General features: G+C 64.1%; 10 protein-coding genes. 3 read left to right on the plus strand and 7 right to left on the minus strand.

Annotated features, from left to right (window positions below; genetic code table 11):
- Positions 1-95 precede the first annotated feature (95 nt).
- Entirely contained in the window at positions 96-2,153 is a 2,058-nt protein-coding gene (locus M2361_RS22240) for an OPT family oligopeptide transporter (RefSeq protein ID WP_259251827.1), read from the minus strand.
- Positions 2,154-2,371: 218 nt separating this feature from the next.
- Here M2361_RS22240 and mdeB point away from each other — a divergent pair, with 218 nt between their 5' ends.
- From mdeB to M2361_RS22255, 3 genes are all read left to right on the plus strand, one after another.
- Entirely contained in the window at positions 2,372-5,059 is a 2,688-nt protein-coding gene (mdeB, locus tag M2361_RS22245; RefSeq protein ID WP_259251828.1) for an alpha-ketoglutarate dehydrogenase, read from the plus strand.
- Positions 5,060-5,550: 491 nt separating this feature from the next.
- Positions 5,551-7,848: an NADP-dependent malic enzyme gene (locus M2361_RS22250; protein ID WP_100857258.1), complete on the plus strand. Its 2,298-nt coding sequence runs from the start codon at positions 5,551-5,553 to the stop codon at positions 7,846-7,848.
- A 153-nt stretch (positions 7,849-8,001) separates the two neighbouring features.
- Positions 8,002-8,454, plus strand: a complete 453-nt coding sequence (locus tag M2361_RS22255; protein WP_259252647.1) for a DUF2214 family protein — start codon at positions 8,002-8,004, stop codon at positions 8,452-8,454.
- 23 nt (positions 8,455-8,477) lie between these two features.
- Here M2361_RS22255 and M2361_RS22260 read toward each other — a convergent pair whose 3' ends face one another.
- The 6 genes from M2361_RS22260 to sdhA form a co-directional block, all read right to left on the minus strand.
- Complete coding sequence (locus tag M2361_RS22260) at positions 8,478-9,377, minus strand: LysR family transcriptional regulator (RefSeq protein ID WP_259252648.1); 900 nt, start codon at positions 9,375-9,377, stop codon at positions 8,478-8,480.
- A gap of 159 nt (positions 9,378-9,536) precedes the next feature.
- Positions 9,537-10,649: a hypothetical protein gene (locus tag M2361_RS22265; RefSeq protein WP_259251829.1), complete on the minus strand. Its 1,113-nt coding sequence runs from the start codon at positions 10,647-10,649 to the stop codon at positions 9,537-9,539.
- Positions 10,650-10,759: 110 nt separating this feature from the next.
- Complete coding sequence (gltA, locus tag M2361_RS22270) at positions 10,760-12,070, minus strand: citrate synthase (protein WP_050449832.1); 1,311 nt, start codon at positions 12,068-12,070, stop codon at positions 10,760-10,762.
- Between the two features lie 20 nt (positions 12,071-12,090).
- The gene (locus M2361_RS22275; protein WP_006218128.1) at positions 12,091-12,351 is read right to left on the minus strand and encodes a succinate dehydrogenase assembly factor 2; all 261 of its coding nucleotides are present in this window, start codon (positions 12,349-12,351) and stop codon (positions 12,091-12,093) included.
- 37 nt (positions 12,352-12,388) lie between these two features.
- Positions 12,389-13,105 carry a succinate dehydrogenase iron-sulfur subunit gene (locus M2361_RS22280; RefSeq protein ID WP_006218127.1) on the minus strand — a complete coding sequence of 239 codons (717 nt, stop codon included), beginning with the start codon at positions 13,103-13,105 and terminating at the stop codon, positions 12,389-12,391.
- An 18-nt stretch (positions 13,106-13,123) separates the two neighbouring features.
- Complete coding sequence (gene sdhA / locus M2361_RS22285) at positions 13,124-14,902, minus strand: succinate dehydrogenase flavoprotein subunit (RefSeq protein ID WP_259251831.1); 1,779 nt, start codon at positions 14,900-14,902, stop codon at positions 13,124-13,126.

Genomic DNA, 14,902 nt, shown 5'->3' on the forward strand with positions numbered 1-14,902 from the left:
GGGCAGGCCGCGATGTGTTCACGAGGTCCGTCCGTTCACAGCCCTCATCTGTTCACCAGTCCGCCTAGTTCACAGCCCCCTCCGTCACCGGCCCTTTATGCCAGGCGCATCACCCGACGCCAGAACATGACCGCCACCAAGATAAAGACGGCCAGCCCCAGGTAAGACGCCGCGACCGAGAAATCCTCGCCCGCGATCGCCAATGGCGCATCAGTACCGGCCGCGCCGATAATCCCCGCCATCAGCACGCCAACCAGGCTCTCGCCCACGATCAGGCCCGAGGCGATCAGCACGCCACGCCGGTTCGGCGCATCGGCGAATTGCTCATACGGGGTTCCGGCGGCGGCGGCACGGCGGCGCAACGCGCGCTCCAGCAACCACGCCAGGACCGCGCCCGCCACAATCGGCGCCGCCACGGTCGGCGGCAGGTAGATGCCGATGCCAACGGCCAACACCGGAATGCGCGCCACGCGGCAGGTACGCTTGAGGATTTCGTCCACCACGATCAGCGCAACCCCCACGGCCATGCCGATCAGGATCATCGTCCAATTCAGTTGATGCGTAAAAATGCCGCGCGTAATTGCCAGCATCAGCGTGGCCTGCGGCGCCGACAGCGCTTGCGTGGGGTCCATGCCTTCGCGCGGCATCGCATCCGCGAAACCGTAGGCGTTGTAAAGCAGATCCAGCACGGGTGAAATCACCGCCGCGCCCACCACGCAGCCAATCAGCAGCGCCACCTGCTGGCGCCACGGCGTTGCCCCGACCAACCAACCCGTCTTCAAGTCCTGCAGGTTGTCGTTGGAAATGGACGCCACCGCCACCACCGCCGAGGTACTGAAGATGGACAGCGCAATCGCCATCTGCACGCCGTTTTGCGCCTGAAGCAATTCGCCGCCCAGGGCCAGCATCAACAGCGACACCAGCACGATGGCCACGATGCCCACGCCCGAAATCGGGCTGGTCGACGACCCCACCAAGCCCGCCATGTAGCCGCAGGCCGCGGCCACCAGGAAGCCGAACACAAAGGCAAACAGCACGGCATAGGCCACCAGTTTCCAGATGGCGCCGGCCGACACGGGCGCGCCCGCCAGGAACACCTGGAAGGTGATGACCAAGACCGCCACCAGCACCAGCGTCACGATCGAAATCCAGCCCGCCGACAAGTCGCGTTCCGTACGCGGCGCCTGGCCCGCACGCGCCGCGCCCGCTTTGGTCAATGCCGAGAACGAGGCCTTGACGCCGCGCGCCATCGGCACGAACAGAGTCGCCAGCGTCCAGATTGCGCCCACGCCGATCACGCCCGCGCCAATGAAGCGCACTTGCGACGACCACAGGCCGGTGGCGTACTGCGCCAGGGATTGCCCGGCCGGCATGTCGCCCATGGCGGTCAGCACCGGTACCGCAATGCCCCAGGAAATGATCAGGCCGGTCAGCATGGCCAGCCCCGCCACGATGCCGATCAGGTAGCCCGCCCCCAGCAACGCCAGCGAAAAGCCCATGGGCAGCCGGAACACCGCGCCGCCCAGCGCGAACCAACCGCTGACGCTATCGCCCAGCACCCGCAAGCCGTTGGCCGCAAAGCTGACCACCGCGGCCACCACGCCGCCCGCGACGATATCGCCCATGCCGGTCGCGACGGGTTTGCCCGCCGCCTTGCCCGCGGCATCGCCCTCGGCCGCATCCTGCGCCCGTTCGGCGCTGCCCACGCGCAGGATCTCGGCCGCGGCCACGCCTTCCGGGTACGGCAGGTTGCTCTGCACCACCATCACGTGGCGCAGCGGAATGGTGAACATCACGCCCAACATGCCGCCGGCCGCGCAAATGCCCAGCGTCTGCCAGAACGGGAAGCCCTGCCAGTGGCCCATCATGACCAGCGCCGGCAGGATGAAGATGATGGCCGACAGCGTGCCGGCCGCCGAGGCCTGCGTCTGCACCATATTGTTTTCGAGGATGTTGGCGTCCTTGAACAGGCGCAGCACCGACATCGAGATGACCGCCGCCGGAATGGCGGACGAAAACGTCAGGCCCACCTTCAGCCCCAGGAAGACGTTCGAGGCCGTGAAGATCACGGTAATCAGGGCGCCCAGCAAAATGCCCCGGAACGTCAGTTCCGGTAGCGTGACGTTTGCAGGGACGCTGACGGGTTGAGTCATTGAAGTCTCCCGTTGTGAATGCGAATAAACCGCGCATTCTAGCGCTTAGGCGTCCACCCAGTGGTCACCACGAGTAAGCGCCGCCAGGCCGCAGAAGCTGCCGGCAAGGGGAACATCGGCAAAAGATTATGCTGAAATCCCCGGCATCTCCCTGTGAATTTGATGACTCATGCCACCCACACAGGTCTAGGATTGAGCGATAACAGGAGACAACACCCATGCGCGACGCGAGCCACCCCGCCCCCGGCCATCACACCGGGTCTGACGCCGATCCCACGGAAACCGCCGAATGGCGCGACGCCTTGCAGTCGCTGCTTGAGGCCGACGGCGCCGAGCGCGCGGGCTATGTGCTGGATAGCGTGCTGGGGCACGCCGCGTCCCTGGGGCTGCGCGCCAACAGCCAAACGCGCACCGCCTACCTGAACACGATTCCCGCCAGCCAGGAGCCGCCGTTTCCGGGCAACCTGGCCGTGGAAGAACGCATCGCCCGCATCAACCGCTGGAATGCCTTGGCCATGGTGGTGCGCGCCAACCAGGCGCACGGCGAGCTGGGCGGCCACATCGCCAGCTATGCCTCGGCGGCCGACCTGTTTGAAGTGGGCTTCAACCACTTCTTCCGCGCGCAATCGGCCGATGGCCCGGGCGACCTGGTCTACATGCAGCCGCACTCCGCACCCGGCGTTTACGCCCGCGCCTTTCTTGAAGGCTTCCTGGGCGAAGACGACCTGGCGCATTTCCGCCAGGAAATCAACGCCACCGCGCGCGGCCTGCGCGGGCTGTCGTCCTACCCCCATCCCTGGTTGATGCCCGATTTCTGGCAGTTCCCGACGGGGTCCATGGGCATCGGCCCCATCAACGCGATTTATCAGGCGCGCTTCATGCGCTACCTGGAGCACCGCTCGCTTGCGCCCGCCAGCGACCGCAAGGTCTGGGGCATTTTTGGCGACGGCGAAATGGACGAGCCGGAATCCATCGCCGCCCTGACGCTTGCCGCGCGCGAGAAGCTCGACAACCTGGTGTTCGTCGTCAACTGCAACCTGCAACGGCTGGACGGCCCGGTGCGCGGCAACGGCCGCATCATCGACGAGCTGGAAACGCTGTACGCGGGCGCCGGCTGGAACGTGATCAAGCTGGTATGGGGCAGCGACTGGGACGCCCTGCTTGCCCGCGACGCCAATGGCGCGCTGGCCCGCGCCTTCTCAAACACCGTCGACGGCCAGTTCCAGACTTTCGCCGCCAACGACGGCGCGTTCAATCGCGCGCATTTTTTCAATCAGCACCCCGAGCTGGCCGCGCTGGTGGCGGACTGGACCGACGAGGCCATCGATCGCCTGCACCGAGGCGGCCACGACATGGTGAAGATCCATGCCGCCTATCACCGTGCGGCCAAGCACAGCGGCCAGCCCACCGTGATCCTGGCGCAAACGAAAAAGGGCTTCGGCATGGGCGCGGCGGGCCAGGGCAAGATGACGACGCACCAGCAAAAGAAGCTGGACGACGAAGCCTTGCTGGCCTTTCGCGACCGTTTCGCCCTGCCGATCTCGGACGCCGACTGCCTGGCGCTGAAGTTCTACCGACCCGCCGAAGACAGCGCCGAACTGCGCCACCTGCAAGCGCGCCGCGCCGCGCTGGGCGGCCACATTCCCCGCCGCCGCACCGAAGCCCCGCGCCTGACGCCGCCCCCCGCCGAACACTGGGCGCGCTTCGCCCTGACGGCCAGCGGCAAGGAAATGTCGTCGACCATGGCCATCGTGCGCATGCTTACCGCGCTGCTCAAGGACGGCACCGTGGGCCCGCGCATTGTGCCCATCGTGGCCGACGAGGCCCGCACCTTCGGCATGGCCAACCTGTTCCGCCAGATCGGCATCTATTCGGCGCAAGGCCAGTTGTATGAGCCCGAGGACATCGGCTCGGTGCTGTACTACCGGGAAGCGCGCGACGGGCAGATCCTGGAAGAAGGCATTACCGAAGCCGGGGCGATTTCGTCGTGGACGGCGGCCGGCACCAGCTATTCGGTCAATGGCCTGCCGATGCTGCCGTTCTATATCTATTACTCGATGTTCGGCTTCCAACGCATCGGCGACCTGATCTGGGCCGCCGCCGACCAGCGCACCCGTGGCTTCTTGATCGGCGCCACCTCCGGGCGCACGACGTTGGGCGGCGAAGGGCTGCAACACCAGGACGGCTCCAGCCACATCATGGCCGCCGCCGTGCCGAACTGCCGCGCTTACGATCCTGCCTACGCCTACGAGGTTGCCGTCATCGTCGAACACGGCATGCGCCGCATGCTGGACGAGCAGCACGACGAATTCTTCTACCTGACCGTCACCAACGAAAACCTGGCGCAGCCCGACATGCCCGCCGACGACGGCGTCAGCGCAGGCATCCTGCGCGGCATGTACCGCCTGCGGCCTGCGCGCAAGCAGGCAGACGTCCGCTTGCTGGGCGCGGGCCCCATGCTGCGCGAGGCCGAAATGGCCGCCGAGCGGCTGCGCGAGCAATACGGCGTGGACGCCGAGGTCTGGAGCGTCACCAGCTTTTCCGAGCTGGCCCGCGACGGCCGCGAAGCCGAACGCGCCCGCGTGCTGGGCCTGGACCCCGCCAGCGACGCGGACTGGGTTCGCACCTGCCTGGGCGACAGCGACGCCCCGGTCATCGCCGCCACCGACTACGTGCGCGCCGTGCCCGAACAGATCCGCGCCTGGGTCCCGGCCCCGTATCGCACCTTGGGCACCGATGGCTTTGGCCGCAGCGACACCCGCGCGCAACTGCGCGACTTCTTCGAAGTCAGCGCCGACTGGATCACGCTCTACGCGCTGGACAGCCTGGGCCGACAAACAGACGCCGACAAGCTGCGCAACAAGCTGAACACCCGCGCCCGCAAAACCCCACCATGGACCTCGTAGGATGGGTGTAGCGCGAAAGACCGGTCACAAGAACCCCACCAAAGATCGCGCGAAACCCATCAAGCAACGGCGGAATTCTTAAATAGAGCAGCCACAAACCCGCAGCCACAGCTTTCTTGCCTATCGCGTCTGTCGTTCAGCCGCTGCTTGATGGGTTTCGCGCGGTCCGCACCGTGTTCTTGTGCCGGCCATCGCGCGCTACACCCATCCTACGATTCGATGGGCGCCGATCACCCGACCGATGGGAACCGATCGCCCATCCCCCGGGAGCCGATCACCCAACCCGTCGCCACCTAAACATAATCCGACCCGTTCTTGATCAAACGCGCCTGATCGCTGCACTGCAACAACCAAGCGCCCGCGCTTTCTGGTGAAATACGGGTGTTCCCTAAGCATTTCGCAAAGAAACCGGCGGGCCGCGAGCCCGCCGCTTGTCATTCGTTTTTCATCCCGTTTTCTTTCTCAGTTAGTGCCTCAGAGGCCCCGATCCCATGGACGAAACTCTTACCAAAATGGCGTTGGATTACCACGCCTATCCCACTCCCGGCAAAATCTCGGTCGTCCCGACCAAGACCTTGGCCAACCAGGACGACCTGTCCTTGGCCTACTCCCCCGGCGTGGCGGCCGCTTGCATGGCCATCTTCGACCAGGGCGATGACGCCGCGTCCAAGTACACCTCGCGCGGCAACCTGGTGGGCGTGATCACCAACGGCACCGCCGTCCTGGGCCTGGGCAACATCGGGCCGCTGGCCGCCAAGCCGGTCATGGAAGGCAAGGGCTGCCTGTTCAAGAAGTTTGCCGGCATCGACGTGTTCGACATCGAACTGGCCGAGAACGACCCCGACAAGCTGGTCGACATCATCGCGGCGCTGGAGCCCACGCTGGGCGGCGTCAACCTGGAAGACATCAAGGCGCCCGAGTGCTTCTACATTGAAAAGAAGCTGCGCGAGCGCATGAAGATCCCCGTCTTCCATGACGACCAGCACGGCACCGCCATCATTTCGTCGGCCGCCATCCTGAATGGCCTGAAGGTCGTGAACAAGGACATCGGCTCGGTCAAGCTGGCGTGCTCGGGCGCCGGCGCTGCCGCCATCGCCTGCCTGGACCTGCTGGTTCACCTGGGCGTCAAGCGCGAGAACATCTTCGTGGTGGATTCGCGTGGCGTCATCTGGGACGGCCGCGATGAAAACATGGAAGCCAACAAGAAGCGCTACGCGCAAAAGACCGATGCGCGCACGCTGGCCGACGTGGTCAACGGCGCCGACGTGTTCCTGGGCTGCTCGACCTCTGGCGTGCTGACAGGCGACATGGTCAAGACCATGGCCGACCGCCCGCTGATCCTGGCGCTGGCCAACCCGGAACCGGAAATCCGCCCCGAAGTGGCCAAGGCCGCCCGCCCGGATTGCATCATCGCCACCGGCCGTTCGGACTACCCGAACCAGGTCAACAACGTGCTGTGCTTCCCCTTTATCTTCCGCGGCGCCATGGATGCCGGCGCTTCGCGCATCACGGAAGAAATGAAGCTGGCTTGCGTGAAAGCCATCGCCGAACTGGCGCAAGCCGAGCAGAACGATGAAGTGGCCCGCGCCTACGCCGGCCAGGAACTGTCGTTCGGCCCCGACTACATCATCCCCAAGCCCTTCGACCCGCGCCTGATCTTCCAGATTGCGCCGGCCGTGGCCCAAGCCGCTGCTGATTCCGGCGTGGCTGCCCGCCCCATCGAAGACATCGAAGCCTATCGCCAGAAGCTGATGGGCTTTGTGTACCACTCGGGCCAACTGATGCGTCCGCTGTTCGCCCAGGCCAAGAAGGCGCCCAAGCGCGTCATCTATGCCGACGGCGAAGACGAGCGCGTGCTGCGCGCCGTGCAGACCGTGGTTGACGAAAAGCTGGCCCGCCCGATCCTGATCGGCCGTCCGTCGGTTATCGAAATGCGCATCACCAAGGCCGGCCTGCGCCTGGTGGCCGGCGAGCATTTCGAAATCGTGGATCCGGAAGACGACGAACGCTTCAACGAAACCTGGACCGCGTACTACCAGTTGAAGGGCCGCGAAGGCGTGACGCCGGCCATCGCCAAGGCGATGATCCGCAAGCACAACACGCTGATCGGCGCGATGCTGCTGCGTCGCGGCGACGCCGACGCGCTGCTGTGCGGCGTGGCCAGCAAGTACGACAACCAGCTCAAGTATGTCGACGAAATCATCGGCAAGAAGGAAGGCCAGACCTACGCCGCCCTGAACGTGCTGATGCTGCCTGACCAGACGCTGTTCGTCACCGACACCCACGTCAATGAAAATCCGACGTCGGAAGAAGTGGCCAACATCACCATCCAGGCCGCCGATGAAATGCTGCGCTTTGGCGTGGTGCCGAAGATTGCCCTGCTGTCGCATTCGAACTTCGGCAGCCGCGTCACGGAATCGTCCAAGAAAATGGCCGCCGCCAGCAAGCTGGTGCAGGAACGCGCGCCCGACCTGGAAGTGGACGGCGAAATGCACGCCGACGCCGCCTTGTCGGAAAAGATCCGTGTGCTGGCCTACCCGGACAGCACGCTCAAGGGTCGCGCCAACCTGCTGGTCATGCCGAACCTGGACACCGGCAACATCACGTACAACATGCTGAAGATGACGGGCAGCAATGGCGTCGCGATGGGTCCCATCCTGCTGGGCGCCGCGCGCCCCGTGCACATCCTGACGACCAGCGCCACCGTGCGCCGCATCATCAACATGACGGCCCTGGCCGTGGTGGACGCGCAGCAGGAAGCCGCCGACGCCGCCAAGAAGCGCCGTTGATCACGCGCTAGTCTTGACGCCAAAGTCGCCCTTCGGGGCGCCTTTTTTCATGGCGCATTTTTTATCGCCGAAGCCGCATTTTCATGCTGCCTGATCGACGCCGCGCCTCGGGCCGGTGGTAAAACCATGCTTGACCTTTTCCCTGGAGACGACATGTTGGCCGATGCGCTATATGCCTGGTTTCACTACCTGGCGATCTTTGTAATGGTGGTGGTGCTGACCGCCGAAGCCGTGCTGCTGCGCCCCGACCTGAGCGCCAGTGGCGTGAAGCGCCTGGTGATCTACGACCGCCTGTATGGCGTCAGCGCCGTGCTGGTGCTGATCACCGGATTACTGCGGCTGACGCAGGGCGCGAAGGGCGCGGCCTTTTACATGAGCAGCCCGTGGTTTCACGCCAAGATCACGCTGTTCGTCATCATCGCGCTCTGTTCGATCCCGCCCACGCTGGCCGTCTTCCGCTGGGCAAAGCAGGCGCGTCAGCAAGCCGGCTTCGTGCCCACGTTGCCCGAGATCAAGCGCGTGCGCCGCTGGGTGATGATCGAAGCGCACCTGTTCATTTTCCTGCCGCTCTTCGCCGTGCTGATGGCGCGCCACATCCGCGTGTAGCGCCGGCGCACCGTTCAACGGTGCTAGCCACCGTTCAACACGGGCGCCTGCCAGCCTTGCGCCAGGCATTCAATCAGATAATCGACGAATGCCCTGGCCCTGGCCGGCAGCAAGCGCGTTTCGGTCACGACATGCACGGGAAACGGTCCTACCGTCCAATCGGGCAACACGCGGCGCAAAGCGCCTGATTGCAGCAGCTCGGCCTGGTCTCCGCCCAGCGCGGCAATGCCCGCGCCCAACATCGCCAAGCGACGCGCCATGCCGGCTTCGTTGACGGAAAACCGGCTAGCGGGCACGACGCTGATCTGCTCGCTCCCGCGAGCCAGCGGCCAACGGGTGGGCGCGCCAGTTGCCTGGGCGCGAAACCCGATGCACTCGTGCGCCGACAATTCCACGGGATGCTCGGGCGTGCCATGCGCCGCCAGATAGGCCTCGGACGCGTATAGATGAACGTTCAGGGCGCCCAGGCAACGCGCGATGCGCGACGAATCCGGCAGTTCACCAATCTTGATCGTCAGGTCGCACGGGTCCGCCACGCGATCCACATGTTCGAGGCTCGCCAGGTTCACGTGGAAAGCCACATCCGGATATCGACGCGAGAACCTCAGGAAAATATCCGCCATGACATCGGTGGCAAAGGCGGCCGGCATGTTCACGCGCAGCAGCCCGGACGGCGTCGCGGTCAAGGCTTGCAGTTCTTCATGCGCCACCTCGGCCTCTTGCACGATGCGCAGGCAGCGCTCCAGATACAGTTCGCCCGCGCCAGTCAGTTCAACCTTGCGGGTGCTGCGGTTCAGCAGGCTCAGGCCTACCGAACGCTCCAATTGCGCTACGCGGCGCGACAGCGTTGATTTCGGCAACCCCAGCACGGCCGCCGCGCGACTGAAGCTGCGGGCCTTGGCTACTTCTGCAAACAGCTCCATGCTGTGCAGGCTTCTCACGACACTCTCATCCGGCGTCACTCCGTTAACGGCTTGACCGGCGCAACACCGCCTCCGGCACCCCGCATTGTCGGAACAGACTTTTAAGAATTTCTTAACGCGCGCCGCAAGCGCACATGCATACGCAAGGGCATCATGCCGCTACGGACAGCGCGCCCGCGTGGGCGGCTTGGACTCCTCGTCGCCGACGGAGAAGGTCGCAAATTTAAAGACGCCGACTTCCTCGTTCGTCACGATGCCGGCCAGCGTGCCATCGAATGCCTGCATGACCGACATACCCTCTGGCACGTCGGCATGGCCTTCATGCCTGGCCACCTGCCCCGCCGCCGGGCTGAACACCAGCACGCCGGGAAAGGGTTCGCGTTGCCCATCGATCACGCGCCTGATGGTCTTGACCTGCGTGCCCTCGGCATAGTCAAAGCCGCCCCGCCGCACGCGGCAGGCAAGCTCGGCGTCGCTGACTCGCAGCAAGCGCCGTTCGGCATCCAGGTATAGCCGGGGCTCGCTCAACATCAGCCCGAACACCGGCACCGCCACGGGATCCTTGACGTCGACGCGCCAGCGGTCCGGGTCGGTCGAGCCGTCCACATAGACCGTGCCGTTCGAGCCGTACAGCACCGAGCCCGCATGGATCGCAACGCCGTCGATCTCGTTGCCGCTACCCAGCCGACACTGGCTCAAGGCCTTCATCGCGCCGTCGGGTTCGGTATCGAATTCGATGTCATGCGCGCTGTCGCAGCGCCACCCCTGCACCGCCTGGTCGCCCTGCCCTGTCAGGATGACGCTACGCGGATACCGGCCAATGAGCGCGTACGTGTCCTTTTCGTATTCGGTGTCCAGATAGCGGCGTACCCGCATGGCCTGCACGCCGAAAACGGGAACGGGCGCCGGAAATTCGGCCTCAACATACGTTTCCAACTGCCCTTCGTCTTGCAACTTCAACCGTGTGCCGGCGGGCAAGGCCACTCCGCCCACGGTGCTTGCTTGTTCCAGCGTCACGTTGCGCGCCGCCTCGGCCCGCTCGCTCTCGCGCTCAACCTGCCAGACGATGGTGTGCACCCACACGAAGAAGGCAAAGGGCGCCGCCAACACCACGAACAGCGCGGCCGACGTCTTCCAATACTTGCGGACCGTGCGGCGATGGCCGGCGCTGACGGCCAGCACCAGGCCCCAGGCGGCCAGCACGACGCCGGCAAGCAAGCCCAGCGAAAGCAACAGGTAGAAATTGGCTGATGGCAGTGAGACGGGAATCATGGCCAGCATGATATCCGCATTGCCGCCGACTCATGGCTGCCCTTGCGCAGGCAACAAAAAACCGCCCGAAGGCGGTTTCTTGTCATTCACTTGCCGAAAGGAAAAGCGGATTAACGCTTGTCCATCGGGGGCACGTCGCGGGTGACCGAACCCGTGAAGAGCTGGCGCGGACGGCCGATCTTGTAGTCGGGATCCGACAGCATTTCGTTCCACTGGGCAATCCAGCCCACCGTGCGGGCCAGCGCGAAGATGGCCGTGAACAGCGAGGTCGGGATGCCGATGGCGCGCTGGACGATACCCGAGTAGAAGTCCACGTTCGGGTACAGCTTGCGCTGGACGAAGTACGGATCCGACAGGGCGATGCGTTCCAATTCCATGGCCAGCTTGAACAGCGGGTCGTTTTCCAGGCCCAGGGCAGAGAGCACTTCCTTGCAGGTTTCCTGCATCAGCTTGGCGCGCGGGTCGTAGTTCTTGTAGACGCGGTGGCCAAAGCCCATCAGGCGCACGCCCGAGTTCTTGTCCTTGACCTTCTCCATGAACTCACCGACCTTGTCGATGCCGCCATTGGCTTGCAGCTCTTCCAGCATTTGCAGGCAAGCTTCGTTGGCGCCGCCGTGAGCCGGGCCCCACAGGCAAGCCACGCCGGCCGAGATGGCGGCGAACGGGTTGGTGCCCGACGAACCGCACAGGCGCACGGTGGAGGTCGACGCGTTTTGCTCGTGGTCGGCGTGCAGGATGAAGATGCGGTCCAGCGCGCGTTCAACGACTTCGTTGACCTTGTAGTCTTCGCACGGCGTGGCGAACATCATGCGCAGGAAGTTGCCCGTGTAGGACAGGTCGTTCTGCGGGTAGATGAACGGTTGGCCTTGCGAGTACTTGTACGCCATCGCAACCAGCGTCGGCATCTTGGCGATCAAGCGGATGGCCGAGATGTGGCGATGCTGCGGGTTCGTGATGTCGGTGGAGTCGTGGTAGAACGCGGACAGCGCGCCAACCAGACCCGTCAGCACGGCCATCGGGTGCGCGTCGCGGCGGAAGCCACGCAGGAAGAAGTGCAGCTGCTCGTTGACCATCGTGTGATGGGTCACTTGCGAGTCGAAGTCGGCCTTCTGTTCCTGGTTCGGCAGATCGCCGTTCAGGATCAGGTAGCAGATGTCCATGAAGTCGCAGTTGACGGCCAATTGCTCGATGGGGAAGCCGCGGTACAGCAGTTCGCCCTTGTCGCCGTCGATGTACGTGATGCCCGACTCGCAAGCCGCGGTGGACATGAAGCCGGGGTCAAACGTAAACATGCCCGTCTGGCCATACAGCTTGCGGATGTCGATCACATCCGGACCGACCGTGCCCTTGTAGACAGGGAACTCAATGGGTGCGCTGCCATCCGAGAAGGATAGAGTGGCTTTTTTGTCAGACAGGTTCATGTTTATTCCTCTCACATTAATCAGAGTGCGCGCATCTGGCCAATAATGCCCCGAAGCCTGGGGGTGTCCAGGTCGCCTTCGAGTTCCTTGCGGGCCAGCAGCAGGTCGAGAAGATCGTTGTCTCCCATCTCGAAAAGCTGGGTCAATGCGGCCACATCATCATCGGTAAGTTCGGCCTCGTAAGCGTCAAGATACCGAGTGATGATCAAGTCGTTTTCGAGCAGGCCGCGGCGCGCCCGCCAACGCAGACGCGCCCGCTCCAGTTCAGTTAGCCTGCTCATCGTTACACCATAAAAACAAAAGTCTTCACACTAGAAACTAGACCGTGCGGCGAACCATCAGTTCCTTGATCTTGCCGATTGCCTTGGTCGGGTTCAGCCCCTTGGGACAGACGTCGACGCAGTTCATGATGGTGTGGCAACGGAACAAGCGGTACGGATCTTCCAGGTTGTCCAGACGCTCGCCGGTGGCTTCGTCGCGGCTGTCCGCGATGAAACGGTAGGCTTGCAGCAGGCCGGCCGGGCCGACGAACTTGTCCGGGTTCCACCAGAAAGACGGGCAGGAAGTGGAACAGCACGCGCACAGGATGCACTCGTACAGGCCGTCCAATTCTTCGCGTGCCTCGGGCGACTGCAGGCGCTCTTTTTCGGGCGGCGGCGCGTCGTTGATGAGGTACGGACGAATCGAGTGGTACTGGTTGAAGAAGTGCGTCATGTCCACGATCAGGTCGCGGATGACGGGCAGGCCCGGCAGCGGACGCAGAACGATGGGTTCCTTCAATTCGCGCAGGTTAGTCGTGCAGGCCAGGCCGTTCTTGCCGTTGATGTTCATGGCGTCCGAACCGCACACGCCTTCACGGCACGAACGGCGCAGGGCCAGGCTGTCATCGACGTCGTTCTTGATGCGCACCAGCGCATCAAGCAGCATCTTGTCGGTGGGCTGGAGTTCAACGTCCAGCTTCTGCATGTACGGGCGCTCGTCCTTGTCCGGATCGTAGCGGTAGATTTCGAACTTGACGATTCTCTTGGTGCTCATAATGGGCTCTATCCGGACTTAGAAGGTACGCGCCTTGGGCGGGAAGGACTCAACGGTGAGCGGCTTCATCTGCACAGGCTTGTAATCCAGGCGGCTGCCTTCGGAATACCACAGCGTGTGCTTCAGCCAGTTCTCGTCGTCGCGCGTCGGGTGGTCGTCCAGCGCGTGAGCGCCGCGGCTTTCCGTACGGGCAGCGGCCGACTTGATCGTGGCGCGGGCCACTTCGGTCATGTTGGCCAGTTCCAGCGCTTCGACGCGCGCGGTGTTGAACACCTTGGACTTGTCCTTGAAGTAGATGTTGTCGGCGGTTTTGGCCAGATCTTCGATCTGGGCCACGCCTTCGTTCAGCAGTTCCAGCGTGCGGAACACGCCGCAGTGGCGCTGCATCGAGAAGCGGATGGCGTTGCCGATGTCTTGCGTCTTTTCGCCCGAAGTACGCGATTCCAGCTTGTTCACGCGGTCCAGCGAGAATTCCACGGCTTGCTTCGGCAGTTCCTGGTGCGCGCGCTGGCGCTCCGGGTGCGAATTCACGATGTGGTTGCCGGTGGCGCGACCGAACACGATCAGGTCCAGCAGCGAGTTCGTGCCCAGGCGGTTGGCGCCGTGCACCGACACCGCGGCGCATTCGCCGATGGCGTACAGGCCGTTGACGACCTTGTTCTCGCCATTTTCGCGCGAGAGCACCTGGCCGTGATAGTTGGCCGGAATGCCGCCCATCTGGTAGTGAATGGTCGGGACGACGGGGATCGGTTCCTTGATCGGGTCGACGTTACCGAACTTGATGGCGATTTCGCGGATCGAGGGCAGACGCTTGTTGATGACGTCGGCGCCCAGGTGATCCAGCTTCAGGACGACGTAGCTGCCATCCGGACCGCAACCGCGGCCTTCCTTGATTTCCTGGTCCATCGAACGCGACACGAAGTCACGCGGGGCCAAGTCTTTCAGCGTGGGCGCATAGCGCTCCATGAAGCGTTCGCCATCCTTGTTCAACAGGATGCCGCCTTCGCCACGCACGCCTTCGGTGATCAGCACGCCCGCGCCGGCCACGCCGGTCGGGTGGAACTGCCAGAATTCCATGTCTTGCAGCGGGATGCCCGCGCGCGCCGCCATGCCCAGGCCGTCACCGGTGTTGATGAAGGCGTTGGTGGAAGCGGCCCAGATACGGCCGGCGCCACCGGTGGCCAGCACCGTGGTCTTGGCTTCCAGGATGTAGATTTCGCCCGTTTCCATTTCCAGGGCGGTCACGCCGACAACGTCGCCGGCTTCGTTGCGCAGCAGGTCCAGCGCCATCCATTCGACGAAGAACTGGGTGCGCGCGGCAACGTTGCGCTGGTAGAGCGTGTGCAACAGCGCGTGGCCGGTGCGGTCGGCGGCGGCACAGGCGCGCTGCACCGGCTTTTCACCGAAGTTGGCAGTGTGGCCGCCGAACGGACGCTGGTAGATCGTGCCGTCGGGGTTGCGGTCGAACGGCATGCCGAAGTGCTCGAGCTCGTACACGGCGTTCGGCGCTTCACGGCACATGAATTCGATGGCGTCCTGGTCGCCCAGCCAATCCGACCCCTTGACGGTGTCGTACATGTGCCAGTACCAGTTGTCTTCGCTCATGTTGCCCAGCGAGGCGCTCACGCCGCCCTGTGCGGCAACGGTGTGCGAACGCGTGGGGAACACTTTGGACAGCACGGCAACGGACAGCCCCGCTTGGGACAGTTGCAGCGAACAACGCATGCCGGCTCCACCGGCGCCAACGACCACCACATCAAACTGGCGGCGCGGCAAGGATTTCATGACAGAGACCAC

It is taken from the genome of Achromobacter sp. JUb104, assembly GCF_024806975.1.
Taxonomy (GTDB): Bacteria; Pseudomonadota; Gammaproteobacteria; order Burkholderiales; family Burkholderiaceae_B; genus Achromobacter; species Achromobacter spanius.

Excerpts from the sequence above, each read along its gene's own strand:
- M2361_RS22240 (WP_259251827.1), bottom strand. The coding sequence starts at position 2,153 with ATGACTCAACCCGTCAGCGTCCCTGCAAACGTCACGCTACCGGAACTG.
- mdeB (WP_259251828.1), top strand. The coding sequence starts at position 2,372 with ATGCGCGACGCGAGCCACCCCGCCCCCGGCCATCACACCGGGTCTGAC.
- M2361_RS22250 (WP_100857258.1), top strand. The coding sequence starts at position 5,551 with ATGGACGAAACTCTTACCAAAATGGCGTTGGATTACCACGCCTATCCC.
- M2361_RS22255 (WP_259252647.1), top strand. The coding sequence starts at position 8,002 with ATGTTGGCCGATGCGCTATATGCCTGGTTTCACTACCTGGCGATCTTT.
- M2361_RS22260 (WP_259252648.1), bottom strand. The coding sequence starts at position 9,377 with ATGGAGCTGTTTGCAGAAGTAGCCAAGGCCCGCAGCTTCAGTCGCGCG.
- M2361_RS22265 (WP_259251829.1), bottom strand. The coding sequence starts at position 10,649 with ATGATTCCCGTCTCACTGCCATCAGCCAATTTCTACCTGTTGCTTTCG.
- gltA (WP_050449832.1), bottom strand. The coding sequence starts at position 12,070 with ATGAACCTGTCTGACAAAAAAGCCACTCTATCCTTCTCGGATGGCAGC.
- M2361_RS22275 (WP_006218128.1), bottom strand. The coding sequence starts at position 12,351 with ATGAGCAGGCTAACTGAACTGGAGCGGGCGCGTCTGCGTTGGCGGGCG.
- M2361_RS22280 (WP_006218127.1), bottom strand. The coding sequence starts at position 13,105 with ATGAGCACCAAGAGAATCGTCAAGTTCGAAATCTACCGCTACGATCCG.